The organism is Xenorhabdus thuongxuanensis, assembly GCF_001908095.1.
GTDB classification, from domain to species: domain Bacteria; phylum Pseudomonadota; class Gammaproteobacteria; order Enterobacterales; family Enterobacteriaceae; genus Xenorhabdus; species Xenorhabdus thuongxuanensis.
In genome coordinates, this window is sequence record NZ_MKGR01000010.1 from 58,387 (window position 1) to 79,214 (window position 20,828).

A 20,828-nucleotide genomic window follows, 5' to 3' on the forward strand; every position below is an offset into this window, starting at 1 on the left:
CTATCTACACCCTAGCGGGTGACTCTTTTTTCACCTCGTTACGACTCATACGGATGGCGACATTCGCCGAAAATAGGCGTATCAACCAACAGTTGGAAACAGTGATTAAAGTCTGCCATGAATCCAGCAGATTATCGGCAGCAGGCCGCAAGCTCTTTGCTATTTCCCACCAACAAAAAACAACCTAATGATGCCGATAGGTTACGTAAGTCTTGCCCGATTCTGTCTTGATTGGGAAAGTATTAGACATTAATTGGAAATTAACAAACCGGAGAACAACAACATGAAGCTGAAATTTCTAGGCACTAGTGCCGGCATTCCCACAAAAGAGCGCAATGTCACCAGCCTTATCCTCGATTTACAGGGCATCCGCAACGCACTGTGGATGTTTGATTGCGGTGAGGGAACCCAGCATCAGATCCTTCATTCTCCCATCAAGGTAGCTAAACTGGAGAAAATCTTTATCACTCATCTGCATGGTGATCACATCTTCGGTTTGCCCGGATTACTGTGCAGCCGTTCGATGGGAGGTTCTACCGATCCCCTTACTTTATATGGGCCAACGGGGATACGTCAGTTTATAGAAACCACATTACAGTTGAGCAGTTCTTTCCTGACCTATCCATTGGAAATTATCGAAGTCCAGCCCGGACAACTGTTTGATGATGGCGAACTCAAGGTCACGGCTTATGCCTTGAACCATCGCGTAGAGTGCTACGGCTACCGTATTGAAGAGCACGACAAACCCGGCGCACTTAATGCAGAAAAATTAAACCAGGATAAGATTCCCCGTGGCCCATGGATGCAGGCTTTAAAGCAGGGAGACACAATAACACTGGAAGATGGCCGCACAATTTGCGGCAAAGATTATTTAGGTACACCGATTCGTGGCAAATCATTGGCTATTTTCGGGGATACTGAACCGACACCCGAAGCACTGAAACTGGCTGCCAATGTTGATGTGATGGTGCATGAAATCACGCTGGAAGATGCATTTGCCGCGAAAGCCAACGAGCGTGGGCATTCTACCACTAAACAAGCCGCAACATTGGCACGCAATGCCAAGGTCAAACACTTTATCGCTACGCACATTAGCGGACGCTATGGAATTGAGGATTGCCCGCGATTATTGGCGGAATGTCGGGAAGTATTTCCAAATACTGATTTGGCCGCAGATTTTGCCATATTTATTATTAAATAAAATATTGCCAGAAAAATGAAAACACTGTATAAATAAACAGCATAAATTCTGGCAGAAAAATAGATTTATATCACCTATTTCTGGTTAACTCCCTTCAACAAAATACTTAAGAAATAAAAATGAATTACGCAAAAATCTCACCAAAGATTATTAACCCGTTATATAAAGGCTATGAAGAAATCCATGCCTCTGAATTGGATCAAGAGCTTGTTCTGTTGGTGGAAACACGGGTATCTCAAATTAATGGTTGTGCCTATTGTTGCCATCTTCATGCTGAAGCAATCCGCAAAGATCATGGTATAGAACAAGTAAAACTGGATAAGTTACCTGCATGGTTCAATTCCAGCATCTACAACCCAAAAGAAAAACTGGCATTAGAGTGGTGCGAAGCCTTAACGACAAACCCTAGGCAAAGTATATTGGATAAGATCAAAGAACGCTTGGATGCTGTTTTTACAGAAAAAGAGATTGTTGACCTGACAGCAACAATTTCCTTAATGAATGCTCTTAACAGAATGGCGGTCAGTTTAGGTGATCGAAACGAATAATCACCGCATTATGCGGGTTGTTTAACCTGACCATTAATTGAAATAAAAATTTCTTCCGGCAATCCTTGCGATGAATGCTATCGTGAGTATAATGCGCGACGATTTGCTGGGAGAAAACATGAAAGATTGCGTTGTAAAAACTGTTAGAAAACACCAAGCTAACGAAGCTCTGTCTGCTGACAGCGTAAACGCGTTGTTTTTCCCATTGCCTAACCAAACATTTAAAAAGCCCCTCAATTGAGGGGCTTTTTTTTGCCTGTCCAGTCCAAGGCTAGAAGTCATAAAAGAGGAACGTAAACATGGCTAATCCGTTATATCGCAAGCATATCATTTCAATTAATGATCTGAGCCGCGCAGATCTGGAACTGGTATTGCAGACGGCCGCTGCATTAAAAGCCAATCCACAGACTGAATTACTGAAACACAAAGTTATAGCGAGTTGCTTCTTTGAAGCCTCCACACGTACCCGTCTCTCATTTGAAACCGCCATTCAGCGACTCGGCGCTTCCGTCGTGGGTTTTGCTGACAGTAGTAATACTTCATTGGGTAAAAAGGGAGAAACGTTGGCTGATACTATTTCCATTATCAGCCAATACGCTGATGCAATCGTTATGCGTCATCCACAGGAGGGGGCGGCACGACTGGCTTCTGAGTTTTCCGGCCATATCCCTGTTATCAACGCCGGCGATGGCGCAAACCAACATCCGACCCAGACTTTGCTCGATCTGTTCACCATCCAAGAAACTCAGGGCAGACTGGAAAACCTGAAAATTGCGATGGTCGGTGATTTGAAATATGGCCGTACCGTGCACTCACTCACACAAGCGCTGGCAAAATTTAATGGCAACCATTTCTGTTTCATCGCACCAGATGCACTTGCAATGCCAGGCTATATTTTGCATATGCTGGAAGAAAAACAGGTGAGTTACAGCCTCCACAATAACTTTGAAGATGTGTTGCCAGAACTGGATATTTTGTATATGACTCGTGTCCAGAAAGAGCGTCTTGACCCTTCAGAATATGCCAATATCAAGGCTCAGTTTGTTCTGCGCGCGGCGGATCTGGAGAATGTTAAGGAAAACCTGAAAGTACTGCACCCGCTGCCGCGGATCGATGAAATCACAGTGGATGTCGATAAAACACCATATGCTTACTACTTCCAGCAAGCAGGAAATGGCATTTTTGCCCGTCAGTCATTATTGTCGCTGGTATTGAATGAAGATGTTGTTATAGAAAATAAATAGGCATCAATATTATGATTGGGGAAACTGTTCCTTGATCATAATCGTACTTTCTTTGAAAAGATTTTTATCCAGCTCGGTTTTTAATGAAGAATACATTGTTATCTTCAAAAACCGAGCCTGAATCGACATATTACTAACTGTTATAGATAGGTAGGTGGAAAAGCCATAAACATCTTATACAAGACGTTGAGGTTCAGACCCATTATGTTCAGTAAGGGATAATTTCACCGGTACAGATTTTGAGGTTGGCGTGCCTGTACCATCACCAACACTTTCCATTGGGACTAATGGATTGGTTTCTGGATAATAAGCGGCAAGGTTTCCACGTGGAATGGTATAAGGCACTAATTTAAAGCCGGAGACTTTGCGCTTGATACCGTCATGCCATACTGTTTCGATATCGACTAAATCACCAGCCTGATATCCCGATTGGGCAATATCTTCCGGATTCATGAACAACACTTCCCGCTGACCATAAATTCCACGATAACGATCATCCAACCCATAAATCGTGGTGTTATATTGATCGTGTGAACGTAAAGTTTGCAAAGTAAAAGGAACATCAGCACCTTCAATTTGCGGGAACAGAGTTTTTGGCAGCGGTACATGACTGAATTCAGCTTTTTTGCTCGGGGTTGCAAAACGTAATTCGGCCGCAGCATTGCCAAGATAGAAACCGCCAGAGTGTTCACATTTTTTATTAAAATTAGCAAATCCTGGAATGGTCGCTGCAATATGATCGCGAATTTTATTGTAATCTCCGGCTAATTCCAGCCAATTAATGGTTGCACTACTACCAACTGCCGCATTAGCAATACCAGCAATAATCGCTATTTCAGAACGCTGGCTATCAAATAATGGCTTATTTACGCCCTCTGAGGCATGAACCATGCTGAAAGAGTCTTCTACTGTCACAAACTGTGCGCCCGTAACCTGAATATCTTGTTCGGTACGCCCCAATGTCGGCAGAATAAGAGCACCTTTTTTACCAGTAATAAGATGGCTCCGGTTTAATTTTGTGCTGATGTGTACGGTCAAATCACAATGTCTAAGCGCTTCTTCTGTTCGCGGACTATCTGGAGCCGCGGCCGCAAGGTTCCCACCCAGTGCGATCAGAACTTTAACTTCATTACGCAACATGGCACTCAATGCCTGCACAACATGATGGCCATGTGCACGAGGTGGCTCAAAACCAAAATGAGCAGCCATGTTATCCAGGAAAAGTTTGGCCGGTTTCTCGTTTATTCCCATCGTCCGGTTACCCTGTACATTACTGTGACCACGTACCGGACAAAGCCCTGCGCCCGATTTACCCAATTGACCAAAAAGCAATTGAAGGTTGACGATTTCACGTACCGTAACCAAAGAGTGTTTATGTTGGGTTATCCCCATTGCCCAGGTACAGATGACACGCCCAGCATTCTGATAAATGGCAGCCGCTTCACGCAATTGTGCTTCGGTCAATCCCGATTGATATTCAATCAATGACCACCCGGTTGCTGCAACTTCTTGCAAGTAATCATCCACCCCGTTGGTGTAAGTTGCGATGAATTCCAGATCAAAAATACCTGATTTGCCTTCAGCCAGCAGGGCGTTATGGTTTTCCAAAAGTGCCTTGACTATCCCTCGCACCGCCGCCATATCGCCACCAAGTTTGGGCTGATAGTAACGGTGGCTAATTTCCCCTGCCATTGGGGTAATTACTTCGAGCGGTTTTTGTGGATCAGCGAAACGTTCCAATCCGCGCTCACGCAGGGTATTAAAAGTGACTATGCGTGCTCCGCGTTCAGCAGCATGTCGTAAGCTATGCAGCATTCGTGGGTGATTTGTTCCGGGGTTTTGACCAAATATAAAGATGGCATCTGCATGATCAAAATCTTGCAGCCGAACGGTGCCTTTCCCAACGCCTAAGCTTGCCAACATACCGGAACCACTGGCTTCATGGCACATATTGGAACAATCCGGGAAGTTATTGGTTCCCACGACACGGCCAAATAACTGGTACAGCCACGAAGCCTCATTACTGGCACGTCCCGAAGTGTACAGCTCAAGCTGATTGGGGTTATCCATCGCCTTAATGTGGTCGGCAATCAAGACAAAAGCATCATCCCAACTGATCGGCTCATAATGATCCGTCTGCGGGTTATAGCTCATCGGCTCAACCACTCTTCCCTGGTATTCAAGGAAATAATCACTTTGTTGGTAAAGTTGACTAACGCTATGGGTTGCGAAGAATTTTCGATCAACATACCGACGAGTCGCTTCCCAAGTGACTGCCTTGGCACCGTTTTCACAAAAACTAAACAGGCTTTTGTTGTCATCTCCCCATGCGCATCCGGGGCAATCAAAGCCCTTGGGTTTATTCATGCGCATCAGGTTAACCATATTTTTCAGTGCTTGTTTACTATCAAAGACAAAACGGGTTGTTGCCTCCAGTGAACCCCAACCACCAGCAGCCGCATGGTAAGGTTTTATTTTTGATTTGAATTTCATAAAAATCTCTATTTTTTATGTCATGACCAACACAATCAGGCCACATCTTTGCAGGTGAACCAATAACGTCGATTTCATTCATTGGCGGCTTACCACCGCTGTGATCATACTCCTATCTGCCCATTATGATAATTATTCCGTGGTTATATCACGAAAAAACCGAACTATTTACCAAATATATAGGCACTATTGCTAGTGCCCTTAATGCTATTAAGATCAAAAATTAGCACTGAACGTATCAACGCTATCGGCTTTAACAAACTTGGCAGCGTTAGGCATCTCTTTGCCATCTTCGTCTTTACTTAATGCATTAAAATGCTCAACGCCACATTTGATCTTGGCCTTTTCAGCTTCACGCAGGTCATCTGAGACTCACCAGATTAATCAACGGGTAAACATAGGCCACGGCTAATTTCCTGTCGCTTTTTAGTGATTGAATTGGTTTCATTCAACATACAGATCTGGAAAACATTCGAGTTGTCCCAGCATTCTCTCAGTGCTGACCTTAAAGAATTTCAACGTAGCTAAATATTAATAAAAAAATTAATTAAGTCATTTAATGAAAATTTCGTTTATTATTTTCACTAGGAATTATAATAAAAATCACATATTGTGAACATTAATTGCTCGTTATGTTCAGCAAGTTAATTTGAACATAACGAGCGGGTACGCTATTTCTTAACGCAAAGTTTACTCTTTTTATTATACGAATATGATTCACTTCTCTCATATCCCTTCCTTAGTATCCAGCATAAACTGTCAGTTTCCCTGATGCTGAGCACTTGTATTACAAAATCTTAATAGATAAAATAAGATTATAAATATCAGCGTACGACAATATATTATCAGAGAGATGATATAATGCAAGAATCGAACAATAAAAAAACAACTGAAGCAGATGCTCTGTTATCTAATATCGCTCAAAACATCGATTTTTTAATGAAAAAAAATGACATCCCCCCACAAACCTTGAGCAGGCTGACAGGCTTAGGCATTGCAACTATCAATAGCCTCAGACGTGGTGTAGGCAACCCAACTATCGCAACTATTTCATCCATTGCAGATGTATTTGGTGTAAATGTTGGTGAAATTACCGACAATAAGTTGTATGAGTCAAATGAAGATGAGGAAATTATTTTATCAATCCCCCTAATTCGTTATAGTGAATTGGATAGCTATATAACCGGAGAAATAGTTAACGTAAATTTATATAAAGTCAGTGTTAATAGTAATCACGAAAATTCACTTTTCTCAGTAGAATTTTCAAATAATCTATTATCTCCGTATTTTGACAGTAATACCATTGCCATTGTTTCTAAAACGGAAAATTTTTGTGACAGTGATGTGGTTCTCGTTAAGATTAAAGATGCTCCTATTTGTTTTAGACAAATTTTTGTAGGCGAAAGTGGAATTTATTTTTCGATATTAGGAATTGAAAGTGAACCTAAAACAATATTAACCCATAACTACACAATAATTGGGGTTGTGACTAAATCAATTAAAAAATTAAAATAGGAATTTTATTATGGAAAAAATAGTTGATTTTTTCAAAAAGACATTTAAACCTCGTTATATATACAGTTTACAAAAATTTGAACCCATAAAAGAGAATGGATGTTATATATTAAAAGAATTAGGCACCCATACATGTATCAAAGCAACCGCAGAAGATATCTTTGATAGTGATCTATTATATAATATAAATCCTATCGACATCATATTCATAACAAAATTTGAAGAATATGAAATGAGAGAAAAGCAAAAATTCGAAATTATAGAAGAAAGCAGAGATCTTTCCTTCATAATACAAAATGCCTATTCTCGCAGAAAAATAAATGGAAAGGAATTACTTATGGATAATAATATAGTGGAAAAATTAGATCCAGCAAGCCTTGTCAAAATCGCCTATATGTCAGGATTAAAAGATGGCAGAAAAATCTCCGATGATATATCAAGGGCAGAAAAAATAAAATCATCCAAGCATACAAAATTGAAGGTAATAAAGTGACTAAATCCTATCCCATTAATTCAAAATTTAAATATGACTCTTTATTTATTTCTTTATCCGTCACAATAATGATAACATGTGATGTACTTGTATATAAAACTTTAGATTTTAGTGGCTTCAAAATCACATTTAGTGGGATTTTATTCTCTTTTTATTTCCTAATATCCACAATTCAGACAGAAGTATATGGGTACAGACAAGGAGTCAAAACAGTCTGGATAATCGTTTTATGCCAATCAATTTTCGTAATGATCATCTTTGCAGCATCACATGCACAACCAGAAAATAATCAGATCTCAATGAACTTTAGATCATTATTTGGTGAGTTCTGGCGTGTGATGGTGGGGACATGGACTTCTGTACCTATTTCTTATTTTATCAATGGATTTGTTATATCTAACTTAAAAAAAGTTTTTCTTGGACGATTTTTTTTCATCAGATATATCATTGCTTCAATGATTACCCAGGCCGCTCTTCTACTGTCAGCATATCCTATCAGCCTGTCTTCAAAATACAGTTTTAATGAATTAATCATAATAATTGCGACAACATGGTCATATAAAGTCATCATGTCCATTATTTTGCTACCGATAGGGATAATCTTATCTGATAAAATCAAAAAATTAGAGTCAACTGATATATACGACTGGAACATTTCATATAATCCATTTCTTTTCAAAGGTAATAAAAAATGAAAGCTATTCACTTAACAGACATACACTTGACCCTAAGCCGAGACAATAAAATTTTTAATGTCAATCCTTATGAAAATTTTGATTTTGTTTGTGAAGAAATATATAGAATAAAAAACATTACTGATATAGCGTTAATTATTGTATCCGGTGACATTACAAATGATGGTGATGTCGATGCTTATAAATACTTTTTTAAGAAAATGGAATCCCTAAAAACACCTTATATAGCAATACTTGGTAATCATGATATTAAGAATAATTTTGATATCGCTCTCGCAGAAGAAAAAACACAATATATTATCAACTCCCGCCAGTATAAAAATAAATCCTGGCATATTATTTCTGTCGATACTGTCGTCGAAGGTGAGGATTTCGGTTTTATATCCAACAATAACTTGGCTGAGTTAGAAAGAGAGATGATTGAAAACAGTCATTTTAATATCGCAATATTCATGCATCACCATGCCATTTCAGTTGGTACACCAATTGTAGATAACTGCATGTTGAATAATAGCAAAGAATTATTGGCTCTGTGTGAGAAACATCAGGTTAAATTTATCGGCAGTGGACATGCACATACTTCACGTATTTGGCATCATAATACAATGGTAACGAGTGTTGCTCCCGCTGTTGTATTCCAATGGTTACCAGGTATAGATACAGTCAAGATATCAAAGGGCTTTGGTTTCAATATAATAGATTTTTCTTCCGATTTATCTATAACATCATGCATTTATTAATGTTTATTTCCTCTATTGTTCAAGTTGCAGCGTTGTTGGCTGCACTTGTTCATTTCACCACAAAATAAACAAACGTCCCCACATAATTACCAATGACATAGCCAACAGTACCAATCACCATAATCGGGCCGACCAGATTAATCCAACCACGGCTAATTGCCATCGCTGCTGCGGTAGTTGGCCCACCGATATTGGCATTACACGCCAAAATGTTTTCCTCAAGGTTGAATTTAAACACTTTTCCCACGGCAAAAGTCAGTATCAAGTTCAGCATAGTAATCACAAAGACGAAGGCAAATAGTAGTGGCGCATGGCTGATAATGACCTGAACGGATGCAGGTATGCCAATCACAACAAAAAACATATAAATGGCGTAAGTACCCAATTCCTGGGTGCCATTCAGTTTGCTGAATGTCTCTTTAAATATTGAGACGATAATAAAAGTGACGGTAGTCAGAAGCAGGTATTTATCGGAAATCAGGCTGAAAACCAGCTCTTGGTAAATGTTGTTTGGCTGCCCAAGCAAGGTTTTTAACCATGATGAAAGCTGAAATGATAGCGCAACGATAAAAATTGACCATGCCAGCGATATAGCGATGTCTTTCAGGGCAATATTTTTGGGTTTCCAATAAGCAGCCGCCAAGGGTTGAGATTTATCTAAATTAGGCGTATTTTCAACCAAATCGGTATATGGACTGCCCCAGAATTTTCTCGCCACTGTCCAACCAGATAAAAGCATCAGGATAATAAAATAAGCGGCCATCATAAAATGATCAGCAACGATGGTAGAGGCCACCATGTCCTGGGAAGTTTCCAGCTTGGCGGCCATTGCCGCAAAGTTAACTCCTCCTCCCGTATAAGAAGCGGATATCATGCCACTGATTTTATCTAACTCTGGTATGTAAGCCCTGAAAAGCCAGAAAGAGACGATTGTACCAATCATGGTCGCAACGGAAGAAATCAGGAAAAGTATCAATAATCGTCCACTTTCTTTAAGAATACTGTGCAGGTTAGTTTTAAATAATAATAAGGGGATTGCCAGTGGCAGGATATACCCCCAAACAGCATCGTAAGCCGGTGCTTCGGTAGGAATAATATTTAAATTGGAAGCAAAGACAGCAACGATCAATGCAATCACTGCTCCCGGTATTTTAGATGCCCATTTAAAACGCTGTTCTGCCATTATGGCGGCAGCGACAACAATCATAATAAAAGCCCACAGCATTAATGAATTGTCAGCTGTAATGAATGTATTTTTCATTATTTTTTCCCAATATTTTTTAAATAAAAAAGAAGATATTCACTCACTGACTCATTCAATGATTTACTTATTCAAATAGTCTGAAGTTTCATCTATTGCTCCATAAATAGCCGTCCTGTTGTTATAGAATGCCCACATGGAGTTACCGTAATCATAATGCCACCACTCAGTCGGTAAATTGGTAAATCCTACTTGCTTCATGGCGTGGTAGAGTAATCGGCGATATAAAGTGGCAGACATATTTTTTTCAGGGGCCTTTTCTAATGCAGCGGTGTAGGAAAGTCCATTCACTTCATCAAACTCTGTCCCCAAAAAAAGTGCATGACCAGATTCTATATTAAAGAGTGTGACATCCACTGCACCCCCTGTCAGATGTGGGCTGATTTGATTTTTTCCTACTGGCGCTGGAGCTACAAATTGCTGTAATAGTTTCTGCTGTTCCTCAGCCGATAATTCGGTATATTGCTCTGCGATCTTTACCTGCGTTATCTCTTGCAATGCTTGCTGCGTTTCCCGCGAACGCCAACCATCCAATACTAAAATCCCCAAATGGGCAGGAAGTAACTGTGATGCTATCCTTAATTTTTCAGCCACACTTTTTCTTACCATACAATATTCAATAGAGCCTTTTATTCCTGCCAGATAATAAACCGATTTTTGTTTTAATTTATTCGAATCAGTAATGATTTCTAAAGATTCATGACATTCATAAATAGGAATTTCATTAATTATTTTCCAATCAAAATCGCCCTCTACCGAGATTTTTTCCGCAGCATTTTTTCCCAGGTTTATATTTCCAGAAGAAGTAGGTAGCAACATATTCAACCTTACACTGTGATATTGGTGTTGATTTCATTTAAATAACAACATGTTTACAGGTTAGCAACAGAAGTGCTATCCATCAAATTTTATTTATTTTCTATTATTGAGTTAAATCGTCTTTTATATTCAAAAGGTAATCAGGTGAAATGCCAAATCGTCTATGACAAAATAAGCCAACCCTAATATCTGGAGGAGGAATACCGAGACGGTATTCATGACACAACATGACACAAGACCATCAACTACAAGTAGAAGCCATTAAATGTGGCACGGTTATCGATCACATCCCAGCCCACGTCGGCTTTAAGTTATTGTCACTGTTCAAACTCACCGAAACAGATCAGCGCATTACGATTGGCCTGAATCTGCCTTCCAATCATTTGGGTAAAAAGGATCTGATCAAGATTGAAAACACCTTTCTGACAGAACAACAGGCAAACCAACTCGCCATGTATGCACCCAATGCCACGATCAATAATATTGAGAATTACGTTGTGGTCAAAAAGATGCCAATCAACTTGCCAGACAGAATCGACAGTGTCCTTGTCTGCCCAAACAGCAATTGCATCAGCCATAATGAACCTGTCGACAGCAGCTTCTATGTGATGTCAGAAAAAGACGATGTGGTGTTGCGCTGTAAATACTGTGAGAAAGAGTTTGATCGTCAAGCCGTTATCAATAACGATTAACCACCGATTCAAATAATCTATCTGCTGCCAGTTCAGGTAATCTGTAAGAATGTCCTGTATCAATTGATGCGGGACAAAGGATCACTATAATGGCAATCCAGAAAATTTTTCCATTTAGACGTCAAACAGGAGTTTCTAATGTCACGTTCTATCCATACCGAAAATGCACCAGCAGCAATCGGCCCTTATGTTCAGGGTGTTGATCTGGGTAGCATGGTTATCACTTCCGGCCAAATCCCTGTTGATCCAAAAACCGGTGCTATCCCTGAAGAGGTGACTGCTCAAGCCCGTCAATCTTTGGAAAACGTTCAAGCTATTATCGAACAATCTGGCTTGAAAGTTGCTGATATCGTAAAAACCACAGTGTTTGTTAAGGATCTGAATGACTTCGCGGCCGTGAACGCAACTTACGAAGCGTTCTTTGCTGAACACAATGCACCGTTCCCTGCCCGTTCATGTGTTGAAGTTGCCCGTCTGCCAAAAGACGTGAAAATCGAAATCGAAGCTATCGCCGTTCGTCGCTAATTTGTCGTTTTCTCAACCCTGATAACGCTGGTATCAGGGTTGTTATTCCCGTCTGGTCTTCCTCCCGCTAATAATCTTCCCTTTCTCTGTCTTAGATCAACTTTTTAGTTTGTATATTAGCTCATAAAAACCACATGTTGTGCTTTAATATAATATAAACACTACATATAGTATTTATGCACAAGATTATCCACTTTAAAGCAGAAAGCGAGCCTTCATCTCATTTTGGCCTGTGGATAACATATTGAGGAGCCTTATCGTGAAAATGGTTGTGACGCAACAGGATGACGTTAGTAAGGGCAATACCTGTGAACAGGCTTCCCATACCTGGCATGATCGGTTAGATCAAGAAATTCGGGGCCTGATCGAGCAAAGCAATTTCTCTCTTCTCAATGAAAATGCCAATAAAGACAGTAAGGTAATTCCAACCCAACGTGATTTATTGGCTGGAATTGTTGCCCGACAATATGCCAAGCAGCATATGCTGCCACATGATGTAGTGCAGGCACACGATAAAGGAGAAATTCACTATCATGATCTGGATTACGCCCCGTTTTTTCCTATGTTCAACTGTATGCTGATCGATTTGCAGGGCATGCTGACTAACGGCTTTAAAATGGGTAATGCGGAAATTGAACCGCCCAAATCCATTTCTACCGCCACTGCGGTCACCGCCCAAATCATCGCACAAGTTGCCAGCCACATTTATGGCGGCACAACCATTAATCGCATTGATGAAGTCCTCGCCCCTTTTGTAAAGGCCAGTTATGACAAGCATCTGGCAATTGCCAAAGAGTGGAATATTGCCGATCAGGTTGCCTATGCAGAAGCCCGCACGGAAAAAGAATGTTATGACGCCTTCCAGTCTCTGGAATATGAAGTCAATACGCTGCATACCGCCAATGGGCAAACGCCATTTGTCACTTTCGGTTTCGGATTGGGAACAACCAACGAAGCCCGACTGATTCAAATCTCAATTCTGCGTAACCGCATTGCAGGTTTGGGAAAAAACCGTAAGACCGCCGTCTTCCCCAAACTAATTTTTACCATTCGTGATGGATTGAATCACCGGTTTGGTGATCCCCACTATGACATCAAATTACTGGCTCTGGAATGTGCCAGTAAACGCATGTATCCCGATATCCTCAATTATGATCAAGTGATTAAGGTAACGGGATCATTTAAAACTCCAATGGGTTGCCGCAGTTTTCTCAGCGTTTATGAGGAAAACGGTCAGCAAATTCACGAAGGGCGTAACAATTTAGGCGTTATCAGCCTGAACCTTCCCCGCATTGCGCTCGAAGCTAAGGGTAAGGAAACTGATTTTTGGCAAATTTTGGATCAACGCTTGTCACTCGCCAAAAAAGCGCTGATGACCCGAATTTCTCGCCTCGAAAATACCAAGGCTCGCGTTGCCCCGATCCTCTATATGGAAGGTGCCTGTGGTGTCCGCCTGAAAGCCGATGACAATATTGCCGATATTTTCAAACAGGGCCGTGCTTCTATTTCGTTGGGCTATATCGGCATTCATGAAACAATAAATGCATTATATGGTAATCACATTCACCTGTTTGATGATGAACAACGCCAGCAGAAAGCCATCTCTATTGTTAAACGCTTACGTAATGCCGTCGATCAGTGGAAGCAGGAGACAGGTTATGGGTTTAGTTTGTACAGTACACCAAGCGAGAATTTATGTGACCGCTTCTGCCGTTTGGATACCACTGAATTTGGCATAATCCAAGGTGTCACCGATAAGGGCTATTACACCAATAGCTTCCATCTGGATGTGGAAAAGAAGGTCAATCCCTATGATAAGCTGGATTTTGAAGCGCCCTATCCACCATTAGCAAACGGTGGTTTTATTTGCTACGGCGAATATCCCAATCTGCAACATAATTTGAAAGCATTGGAAGATGTCTGGGATTACAGTTATTCACGTGTGCCTTACTATGGCACCAATACGCCAATTGATGAATGTTATCAATGCGGTTTTACCGGTGAGTTTGCCTGTACCAGTAAGGGATTCACCTGTCCCCAATGTGGTAATCATGATCCAGCCCATGTCTCAGTCATTCGCCGTGTTTGTGGTTACCTCGGCAGCCCGGATGCCCGCCCATTCAATGCCGGTAAGCAGGAGGAAGTGAAACGCCGCGTGAAACATCTCGGCAATGGGCAAATAGGTTAATAGCATGAATTATCATCAATATTATCCGGTTGATGTGGTGAATGGCCCCGGAACTCGTTGTACACTGTTCGTATCAGGTTGTTTGCATCAATGCCGTGGCTGCTACAACCAAAGTACATGGCGAGTGGATTCAGGCCTGCCTTTTACGCAAGCAATCGAAGATCAAATCATTACTGACCTAAAAGATCACCGTATTAAACGGCAAGGTCTGTCACTGTCTGGTGGTGATCCTCTGCATCCCCATAATGTTCCCCGCATACTGCAACTGGTTAAACGTGTACAGGAAGAATGCCCAGATAAGGATATCTGGCTATGGACAGGTTATGTCCTTAATGAATTAAGTGAAGTTCAACAAGAAGTTATCAGTTATATCCATGTGATAGTGGATGGGAAATTTGAACAAGAGCTATATGATCCCTCGTTAATCTGGCGAGGCAGCCATAATCAGGTTATCCACTATTTTTAACGCTGCCAATGCAATTTTTTGCCAAAACCGAGGGTATTATTCACCATTTTGATTTCATTGATATTGAGCTGCCAGATTGGGGACTTGGCTGCCAAAGCGATAGGAAAACGGCGGCAATAACGTGCTCTGGCGAGGGTTTCAGCTTCACCTGCCAATGGAATGACTTCACCACGAAATTGAACACCCTTGATTTGCGCGATATTGCGTGTTTGGCCGGCAACAGTGCCTGCAACGATAGGATTGTTTTGCATCATCTGGCCGTGGCGGGTATCAGATTCCGTCATAAACCAGAATGCCATGCAATCAGCATCAAAAACATAAAAACAGTTCGCACACCATAAATCTTGGGCTGAAGAAGAGCAAAGAGTAAATACATGCTGCCTGGCAAGATATTGGCTAATTGTTAATATTTCTTTATTTAAATCCATATATTTCCATACCGTTATTTTATTTAAGCCATAACAAAACACGATAGGCGCCTTATCCAGTTACGTATTCTGTATACGACTCAATAAACCCTGAGGTTTATATAGAAACACTATAAATTATTTATAAATTTCGGCAACTCCATTGAGTTGATTCTGGCCATTTGCAGACACAACACGGAAATAAGTTGCGCCAGCTTCATCAGCTTTTTTGGACAACTCTGCGGTTAGGCTATCTAGTGTCTCTGCACCACTCACTGAAACAACCCCGATCTTTTCTCCCTTAGCAACCTGAACTTCAGTAGCGGCAAAAGAACCAAAAGAAACCGCACTTAATGCTAAAATAGAGATAATAGTTTTTACATTTTTCATATTTTGCTCCTCTACTCATTTTTTCAACATGGTATTAATCTCTTGTAATTGTGAGCATGTTATACGCTTGTTCAGAATATTATAATTAGCAATTGTTGCTATATTTTTTCAATTTTTTTGAATGAAAAACACTGACAATGGTTAATGAATGACATATAATTTTAATAAATTCATTTTGTTATATTTAAAAACCATCAAAAATTCAGCTTATAATCACACTTATCACTGAAATATGAGTTAATTTCTTATATAAATTAATTTACTAAAATTATTAAAAATAAATAATGAATATTAAAGTATCTAACTGGTATATCTATCTGATCAGAACACGAAATGGGAGCCTGTATACCGGAATAACCAACAATATCTCTTGTCGATTTAAGCAACATGCGGCCGGAAAAGGTGCAAAATACCTGAAAGGAAAAAACCCTTTGACGTTGGTCTATCAGAGTCAGGTAGGGAATAAAAGCGTGGCATTAAAGATGGAATATCGCGTGAAAAAACTGAGTAAGCAGCAAAAAGAAAGGCTAGTTATAGACCAGCCTCTCTGCATAATGACTTATTTAACAGAAATCAGTTCATCTGAGAAGTGAGAAGTTTTTTCACTCAGGTTATGCCCACAGGTGAGCAAAATGGGCAGGATAAGTAACCAGACCATGGCAGTCTCCCTGTGAAATATCAGCCAGGGGATAGATCAAGAAGTAATCCTCACAATCAGGCCATTGGCAATGCACTTGATATTCACTAGCAAGTTTAAAACCCAAACGGCAGTAGTATTGAGGCTCCCCCAGCACTACAACCGCTCCATATCCAAACTCGTTCAGGCTATCCAGTCCTTCATAAACCAACTTTTCACCAAGCCCATGACAACGATACGGTTCCGCCACTGCCAATGGCGCCAAACCCACCCATTGATGATCTTCACCATTGATATCAACAGGCGCGAAACCGGCATAGCCAATCACATGGCCTTCATCGTCGGTTGCAACAATACCTAGTGTCAATAAACCATCTTCTCTTAATTGATGAATTAACTCAGCTTCTGCCGATGTTTCAAAAGATTGGCGCAGCAAACGATCAATCCCCATAGCATCGACAGGAATTTCGACCCTGATTAACATGACGATAACGCGCGATCGTTCTGATCAGCGCCCTCTTTCTGTCCCACTTTGATCAATTCAGTCAGACGCAATAGACCAAAGTGAAGGATGGATGGCATAGATCCCACTTGAATGGAATCCAGCAGATTTTTCACATGTAGTCCCAATTCTGTATTCCCTTCAACCCATAAACGACGCTGAAAAGCAATGTATCAGGAAAGCAATTATCTTGTACACTGATGACCCCGTGTAAGCCAAGCACCCGCACTTTTACCTTCACTAGCAATATATCAAAATACCAGCTTCTCATCAGCCAAGAAACTGTTTCAGCACCTGATGCTATAAGAGGTAAAAGAGTTGCTTACAATGGAAAAATCGATAATAAATCCCTTATCACAAAACGTCTACAGGGTAGATTAGCAAAAGCCATACATGGCAATTAAATTGTGATTTTATGAATATTATGAAGAAAAGAATCGTTTAATACGCTGGGTGATACAACGAAATTCTTTATTACGCAGCATACCAACCAAAATGCCCAAAACCATATACATCACACCAAGCAGTAACATCATGCCGATATCTTTGTATACATTGTGCAATGGCAATCCCATTTGATTAACCCCTGCTATTGCTTTTGTTGCCCATGTCGAGGGCAGTGCCAATGAGATCACCCTGACCCACTCAGGCATCGCCTGAGGAGGCCAGATTGTGCCGGAAATATAGAAGATCGGCGTAGTAATAAAAGCCAGCGTTAAATAAATCATTTCCACGCTACGCAGGCATTCTGTCACCAATTTACCCAATCCCAATACCGTCAACAAGAATGGGAATGTCAGTAAAAGCACGAGGTAAATCGGTGCATCTTGCCGATACCCCAATATCCACGGCCACAGGATAAAAAAGATCACTGACAGAAATAGCCAGATAGGGATCAAAGCGGATAATGTTCCCAAATAGACGGGTAACGGCGGATTACCTTTGGGCGTTTCCCGCAGGGTAATACTGACGCGAACACAAGCTACTAACAAAGAGTGTTGCAGTAACATGACCAATAAACCAGGAAATATTATTGCAGCATAGCTGACACCCGGGTTAAATAACCCAATAGTTTCACTTCGAATCGGTTGTAGCAAAGTTTTCACCTGCTCAATGCTGAAACCCGATTGCAAAAGTAATTTGCCATTGTATTCTGACAAAAGTTGTTGATAAGCCAGTGCCAGATCCTGTTGGATCTGCCCATTGGCGAGACGATTTGTCGCATCACCATAAACCGGCACAGTGACATTCTGTCCACTCAACAGGCGTTTTTCAAAATCCACCGGCACGATGATAATGGCAAATATTGTGCGCTGTAGCATGTCACGACGGGCATCATCGAGATTACTGTAGATTTGGGGTGCCACTTTTGCCATAGAATCAATACGGCGGATCAGCGTGCGACTCGCATGGCTATTATCCTGGTCGATCACAGCAATCGGTAAGTCCCACAAAGAAGGACGAATGTAGACCAGGCTCATCACACATAGCGAAACAATCAACAACAACCACATGGGTTTTTCCAGCATCCCCAAAAATACATCGCGCAGGGTCTGCCAATACAACGCCCAATTTGCTTGCCCATTACTCGACATTATGCAGTTCCCTCTGATCGATTAAGGCGCTTCCACAAGCGATTGCGAATCAAAAAGCCACAAACCGCAGGATAGATCATCAATATTAGGCAAACATGCAAAATAATCTGTAGTGATACCTCTCGCAGGAAGATATCAAACATGGCATTCAAAGCATAAGTTAATGGCTCAAGAGTAGAGATAACCCTCGCGGGCCATACCATAGAGAGTGTTGGCACGAGCATGCCAGAAAACGTCATCGCAATACTGACTAACATCCCAATCAAGGTATAGGCAGTTATTGCACTGTTGGTGAAGGTAAACAGCAATAGGCCAATACTTTGTGCAGCAATCACATAGAAAAATCCAACAATCGGCATGTACAACGGATTACCCGCTACTTTTGCCCCCGAAAAAAGAACCAGTGCCGTAATTTCCACCATCAATAGCAGTGTGAAAATCAAGGTATAAGGCGCCAATTTTCCCAACAATGCCCCGACGAAATATTTCGCCTCCAAGAGCTGCTTTCCTCTGGCCATTGTGTAGATAGTACATGTGACGACAAAAAGTTGTAATAGATGAATGGTTGCCGCAAATTGCTGGTAATAAATATAACTGCCACTGGCATTAAACAAGCTGTCATAGGACATGGTCGCTTTAGCTAATGGAGGTAACTGCCGACCTATTTCGGAAGCAATGATTGTGCGGTATTTTGCATTAGTTTCCGCCACCAATCCGCTGAAATCCTGAGTCGAGTAGCGACCTGCGCCATAAAATAGGGCATTGTAATACATAGTTACCGTCGGCTGTTTCCCGCTTAGAGCATCTTTTTCAAAATCCTCAGGGATATAAAGCAGGGAATAATCCTGCGACCTGCGCAAACGTTCTATAGATTCTGGCAAACTATTGTCATAAGACTTAATATTCGCATGGGGTGCAGCATCCAAGTTACGGATAAAGGTACGTGACAGCGTACTCTGGTCATTATCCACAACCGAAACAGGCAAATTAAATAGTGTTCCTTCTGAAAAATTAGCACTAATTAAGATAAACAACAGCAAAGGAAACAACCACCCTAGCCAGTGAAAAACCGGACTATGCAGCGCAGTATTAAATTCTCGCGTAAATTCCTGTTCGAAACTGCTCCACACAGCTTTTCTATTCATCAGGCCGCCCTTATTTATACCCTTACTTATTCCAGAGCCATAAGGCACTCATACCCGGACGTAAGCCATCAACGGGTTGCAATGGATATAACCGAACCTCAAACGTTCTCAGGTCAAAATCCCCCGTCGCTCGAGTTGCGCGTTTCGTTGCATAATCCCCCATTGGCGCGATATAACGGATTTCAGCTTCAATCTCTTTATTTCCCAGTGCAGGTACACGCAATTTAATTTTGTCGCCCTTGCGAACGTTTGCCAAAATATTTTCACGCAGGTTATAAACAAAATAAGCCTGTGAAATACGTATCAATGTCGCTAACGGGCTATTAGCATTAAAAAGTTGACCAACTTCTGCTGGCAATGGCCCGATTTCTCCATCAACAGGGGCTTTGACTTGCAGATCATCACTCTGTATTTTCAGTTCACGCAGGTTTTCTTCTGCTTCATTCAATGCTGCCAGAAATTGTTGCCTTAACTCTATGCGGTCACCATTTTTTCCTTCATCCAGATCTGCTTTAGCCCCCAGCATCTTTTGATAGGCAATATCCCGTGCGTTGCGTGCATTATCCAGAGCACTGGCAGATACATAGCCGTTAGCCGATATATTTTTGAGGCGATTAAATTCACGTTGTGCATTTGTGTACTCTGATTGAGTCTGGGCAAAAATAGCTTCTAAATTTCGAATGTTCTCCTCACGAGTCCCATGCAGAGATAATTCAAGTTTTGCCTTAGCTTGATCACGTACAGCTTGAGCCGCAGCAACTTTAGCCGCCAGTTCAGGACTATCAAGACTCACCATCAGTTGCCCTGCTTTGACACTATCTCCTCGTTCAATATGAACCTCAGCGACTCGCCCCATCGCTTTGGACGCAACAATAACTTCTGGCGCATCAACTTCTCCTTGCAACAAGAGCTCCTGACTATGGGAACGGAAAAGTACTGCCATTGCGATTAGAAAAATAATCAGTAAGATTGTGAAAAGTGTTCTTTTCTTCATTATGTTCTGCAAGCCCTAAGCGTACTATCAGATCAAAATTCTCGATAAAATTACAGCCAGCCCGATATTAGTTACAGTGTCAGTGTCAGTTAAGGCAAACCGCATAAACTATGCCTAAATATTCTTCACTGCCTAAATTTTAGCACTTCCGGGGAAAAAACCTTTGTCAGTTATAAATACTGCCATAAACCCTATTAACACCAGTAAACAAAGGTCATAGCGATATAAACCCCTATAATAATAGCATGATATTTTTTAACAAATATAAAACATTTAAC

The 20,828-nt window shown here is 41.1% G+C and carries 22 protein-coding genes and 1 pseudogene; 13 read left to right on the top strand and 10 right to left on the bottom strand.

Translation table 11 applies throughout. The features are described 5' to 3' along the window. Window positions 1–86 precede the first annotated feature (86 nt). The 4 genes and pseudogenes from Xentx_RS18785 to pyrB form a co-directional block, all read left to right on the top strand. Window positions 87–253, top strand: a pseudogene (locus Xentx_RS18785) (sigma 54-dependent transcriptional regulator); the annotation flags it as partial. 30 nt (window positions 254–283) lie between these two features. Then, window positions 284–1,201, top strand: coding sequence for a ribonuclease Z (rnz, locus tag Xentx_RS08900; protein ID WP_074019902.1), 918 nt, complete (start codon window positions 284–286; stop codon window positions 1,199–1,201). 119 nt (window positions 1,202–1,320) lie between these two features. Beyond that, entirely contained in the window at window positions 1,321–1,749 is a 429-nt protein-coding gene (locus tag Xentx_RS08905; protein ID WP_074019903.1) for a carboxymuconolactone decarboxylase family protein, read from the top strand. A gap of 299 nt (window positions 1,750–2,048) precedes the next feature. Next, window positions 2,049–2,993: an aspartate carbamoyltransferase gene (gene pyrB, locus Xentx_RS08910; RefSeq protein ID WP_074019904.1), complete on the top strand. Its 945-nt coding sequence runs from the start codon at window positions 2,049–2,051 to the stop codon at window positions 2,991–2,993. Window positions 2,994–3,167: 174 nt separating this feature from the next. Here the strand turns inward: pyrB and Xentx_RS08915 are convergent, their stop codons facing one another. Then, complete coding sequence (locus tag Xentx_RS08915) at window positions 3,168–5,486, bottom strand: FdhF/YdeP family oxidoreductase (protein WP_074019905.1); 2,319 nt, start codon at window positions 5,484–5,486, stop codon at window positions 3,168–3,170. Between the two features lie 861 nt (window positions 5,487–6,347). On the opposite strand from Xentx_RS08915, the gene Xentx_RS18495 reads away from it, so the two are divergent. Genes Xentx_RS18495 through Xentx_RS08935 form a run of 4 tightly spaced genes read left to right on the top strand, consistent with a single transcriptional unit; the run spans window position 6,348 to window position 8,929 of the window. Continuing rightward, on the top strand, window positions 6,348–7,001 hold the full coding sequence (locus tag Xentx_RS18495) for a helix-turn-helix domain-containing protein (protein WP_083600924.1): 654 nt from the start codon (window positions 6,348–6,350) through the stop codon (window positions 6,999–7,001). A 10-nt stretch (window positions 7,002–7,011) separates the two neighbouring features. Next, entirely contained in the window at window positions 7,012–7,494 is a 483-nt protein-coding gene (locus tag Xentx_RS08925) for a hypothetical protein (protein ID WP_074019906.1), read from the top strand. Beyond that, complete coding sequence (locus Xentx_RS08930; protein WP_074019907.1) at window positions 7,491–8,189, top strand: VUT family protein; 699 nt, start codon at window positions 7,491–7,493, stop codon at window positions 8,187–8,189. Before Xentx_RS08925 ends, Xentx_RS08930 begins: the two co-directional genes overlap by 4 nt. Further along, on the top strand, window positions 8,186–8,929 hold the full coding sequence (locus Xentx_RS08935; RefSeq protein ID WP_074019908.1) for a metallophosphoesterase family protein: 744 nt from the start codon (window positions 8,186–8,188) through the stop codon (window positions 8,927–8,929). The genes Xentx_RS08930 and Xentx_RS08935 overlap by 4 nt, the downstream gene beginning before the upstream one ends. Before the next feature lie 49 nt (window positions 8,930–8,978). On the opposite strand, the gene Xentx_RS08940 is transcribed toward Xentx_RS08935, so the two are convergent. Continuing rightward, the gene (locus tag Xentx_RS08940) at window positions 8,979–10,190 is read right to left on the bottom strand and encodes a DUF819 family protein (protein WP_074019909.1); all 1,212 of its coding nucleotides are present in this window, start codon (window positions 10,188–10,190) and stop codon (window positions 8,979–8,981) included. A gap of 63 nt (window positions 10,191–10,253) precedes the next feature. Further along, window positions 10,254–11,009, bottom strand: coding sequence for a M15 family metallopeptidase (locus tag Xentx_RS08945; protein WP_083600925.1), 756 nt, complete (start codon window positions 11,007–11,009; stop codon window positions 10,254–10,256). 227 nt (window positions 11,010–11,236) lie between these two features. On the opposite strand from Xentx_RS08945, the gene pyrI reads away from it, so the two are divergent. From pyrI to nrdG, 4 genes are all read left to right on the top strand, one after another. Then, on the top strand, window positions 11,237–11,701 hold the full coding sequence (pyrI, locus tag Xentx_RS08950; RefSeq protein WP_074019910.1) for an aspartate carbamoyltransferase regulatory subunit: 465 nt from the start codon (window positions 11,237–11,239) through the stop codon (window positions 11,699–11,701). Between the two features lie 138 nt (window positions 11,702–11,839). Then, entirely contained in the window at window positions 11,840–12,226 is a 387-nt protein-coding gene (ridA, locus tag Xentx_RS08955) for a 2-iminobutanoate/2-iminopropanoate deaminase (protein ID WP_074019911.1), read from the top strand. A gap of 265 nt (window positions 12,227–12,491) precedes the next feature. Beyond that, window positions 12,492–14,414 carry an anaerobic ribonucleoside-triphosphate reductase gene (gene nrdD, locus Xentx_RS08960; RefSeq protein ID WP_074019951.1) on the top strand — a complete coding sequence of 641 codons (1,923 nt, stop codon included), beginning with the start codon at window positions 12,492–12,494 and terminating at the stop codon, window positions 14,412–14,414. A 4-nt stretch (window positions 14,415–14,418) separates the two neighbouring features. Then, the gene (nrdG, locus tag Xentx_RS08965; protein WP_074019912.1) at window positions 14,419–14,880 is read left to right on the top strand and encodes an anaerobic ribonucleoside-triphosphate reductase-activating protein; all 462 of its coding nucleotides are present in this window, start codon (window positions 14,419–14,421) and stop codon (window positions 14,878–14,880) included. Here nrdG and Xentx_RS08970 read toward each other — a convergent pair. Next, window positions 14,877–15,308, bottom strand: coding sequence for a YhbP family protein (locus Xentx_RS08970; RefSeq protein WP_074019913.1), 432 nt, complete (start codon window positions 15,306–15,308; stop codon window positions 14,877–14,879). The genes nrdG and Xentx_RS08970 overlap by 4 nt on opposite strands. A 117-nt stretch (window positions 15,309–15,425) precedes the next feature. Next, a complete protein-coding gene (gene bhsA, locus Xentx_RS08975) occupies window positions 15,426–15,677 on the bottom strand; it encodes a multiple stress resistance protein BhsA (RefSeq protein ID WP_074019914.1) in 252 nt (83 codons plus the stop codon). A gap of 284 nt (window positions 15,678–15,961) precedes the next feature. Here bhsA and Xentx_RS08980 point away from each other — a divergent pair, with 284 nt between their 5' ends. Further along, window positions 15,962–16,270 (top strand): GIY-YIG nuclease family protein, encoded by a 309-nt coding sequence (locus Xentx_RS08980; protein ID WP_074019915.1) that lies wholly within the window; start codon window positions 15,962–15,964, stop codon window positions 16,268–16,270. Window positions 16,271–16,288: 18 nt separating this feature from the next. Here the strand turns inward: Xentx_RS08980 and Xentx_RS08985 are convergent, their stop codons facing one another. The 5 genes from Xentx_RS08985 to Xentx_RS09005 all read right to left on the bottom strand — a co-directional run bounded on the left by Xentx_RS08985 (window position 16,289) and on the right by Xentx_RS09005 (window position 20,550). Continuing rightward, window positions 16,289–16,798, bottom strand: a complete 510-nt coding sequence (locus Xentx_RS08985) for a GNAT family N-acetyltransferase (protein ID WP_074019916.1) — start codon at window positions 16,796–16,798, stop codon at window positions 16,289–16,291. Next, window positions 16,792–16,932: a hypothetical protein gene (locus Xentx_RS08990; RefSeq protein ID WP_244149845.1), complete on the bottom strand. Its 141-nt coding sequence runs from the start codon at window positions 16,930–16,932 to the stop codon at window positions 16,792–16,794. Before Xentx_RS08990 ends, Xentx_RS08985 begins: the two co-directional genes overlap by 7 nt. A 306-nt stretch (window positions 16,933–17,238) precedes the next feature. Beyond that, window positions 17,239–18,411, bottom strand: a complete 1,173-nt coding sequence (locus Xentx_RS08995; protein ID WP_074019917.1) for an ABC transporter permease — start codon at window positions 18,409–18,411, stop codon at window positions 17,239–17,241. Then, on the bottom strand, window positions 18,411–19,556 hold the full coding sequence (locus Xentx_RS09000) for an ABC transporter permease (protein ID WP_074019918.1): 1,146 nt from the start codon (window positions 19,554–19,556) through the stop codon (window positions 18,411–18,413). Before Xentx_RS09000 ends, Xentx_RS08995 begins: the two co-directional genes overlap by 1 nt. Window positions 19,557–19,578: 22 nt before the next feature. Then, window positions 19,579–20,550, bottom strand: a complete 972-nt coding sequence (locus Xentx_RS09005; protein WP_074019919.1) for an HlyD family secretion protein — start codon at window positions 20,548–20,550, stop codon at window positions 19,579–19,581. Window positions 20,551–20,828: the final 278 nt, after the last annotated feature.

What these genes read in the sequence shown, in the direction of transcription:
- rnz (WP_074019902.1), top strand. Translation starts at nt 284, where the DNA reads ATGAAGCTGAAATTTCTAGGCACTAGTGCCGGCATTCCCACAAAAGAG.
- Xentx_RS08905 (WP_074019903.1), top strand. Translation starts at nt 1,321, where the DNA reads ATGAATTACGCAAAAATCTCACCAAAGATTATTAACCCGTTATATAAA.
- pyrB (WP_074019904.1), top strand. Translation starts at nt 2,049, where the DNA reads ATGGCTAATCCGTTATATCGCAAGCATATCATTTCAATTAATGATCTG.
- Xentx_RS08915 (WP_074019905.1), bottom strand. Translation starts at nt 5,486, where the DNA reads ATGAAATTCAAATCAAAAATAAAACCTTACCATGCGGCTGCTGGTGGT.
- Xentx_RS18495 (WP_083600924.1), top strand. Translation starts at nt 6,348, where the DNA reads ATGCAAGAATCGAACAATAAAAAAACAACTGAAGCAGATGCTCTGTTA.
- Xentx_RS08925 (WP_074019906.1), top strand. Translation starts at nt 7,012, where the DNA reads ATGGAAAAAATAGTTGATTTTTTCAAAAAGACATTTAAACCTCGTTAT.
- Xentx_RS08935 (WP_074019908.1), top strand. Translation starts at nt 8,186, where the DNA reads ATGAAAGCTATTCACTTAACAGACATACACTTGACCCTAAGCCGAGAC.
- Xentx_RS08940 (WP_074019909.1), bottom strand. Translation starts at nt 10,190, where the DNA reads ATGAAAAATACATTCATTACAGCTGACAATTCATTAATGCTGTGGGCT.
- Xentx_RS08945 (WP_083600925.1), bottom strand. Translation starts at nt 11,009, where the DNA reads ATGTTGCTACCTACTTCTTCTGGAAATATAAACCTGGGAAAAAATGCT.
- pyrI (WP_074019910.1), top strand. Translation starts at nt 11,237, where the DNA reads ATGACACAAGACCATCAACTACAAGTAGAAGCCATTAAATGTGGCACG.
- ridA (WP_074019911.1), top strand. Translation starts at nt 11,840, where the DNA reads ATGTCACGTTCTATCCATACCGAAAATGCACCAGCAGCAATCGGCCCT.
- nrdD (WP_074019951.1), top strand. Translation starts at nt 12,492, where the DNA reads ATGGTTGTGACGCAACAGGATGACGTTAGTAAGGGCAATACCTGTGAA.
- nrdG (WP_074019912.1), top strand. Translation starts at nt 14,419, where the DNA reads ATGAATTATCATCAATATTATCCGGTTGATGTGGTGAATGGCCCCGGA.
- Xentx_RS08970 (WP_074019913.1), bottom strand. Translation starts at nt 15,308, where the DNA reads ATGGATTTAAATAAAGAAATATTAACAATTAGCCAATATCTTGCCAGG.
- bhsA (WP_074019914.1), bottom strand. Translation starts at nt 15,677, where the DNA reads ATGAAAAATGTAAAAACTATTATCTCTATTTTAGCATTAAGTGCGGTT.
- Xentx_RS08980 (WP_074019915.1), top strand. Translation starts at nt 15,962, where the DNA reads ATGAATATTAAAGTATCTAACTGGTATATCTATCTGATCAGAACACGA.
- Xentx_RS08985 (WP_074019916.1), bottom strand. Translation starts at nt 16,798, where the DNA reads ATGTTAATCAGGGTCGAAATTCCTGTCGATGCTATGGGGATTGATCGT.
- Xentx_RS08995 (WP_074019917.1), bottom strand. Translation starts at nt 18,411, where the DNA reads ATGTCGAGTAATGGGCAAGCAAATTGGGCGTTGTATTGGCAGACCCTG.
- Xentx_RS09000 (WP_074019918.1), bottom strand. Translation starts at nt 19,556, where the DNA reads ATGAATAGAAAAGCTGTGTGGAGCAGTTTCGAACAGGAATTTACGCGA.
- Xentx_RS09005 (WP_074019919.1), bottom strand. Translation starts at nt 20,550, where the DNA reads ATGAAGAAAAGAACACTTTTCACAATCTTACTGATTATTTTTCTAATC.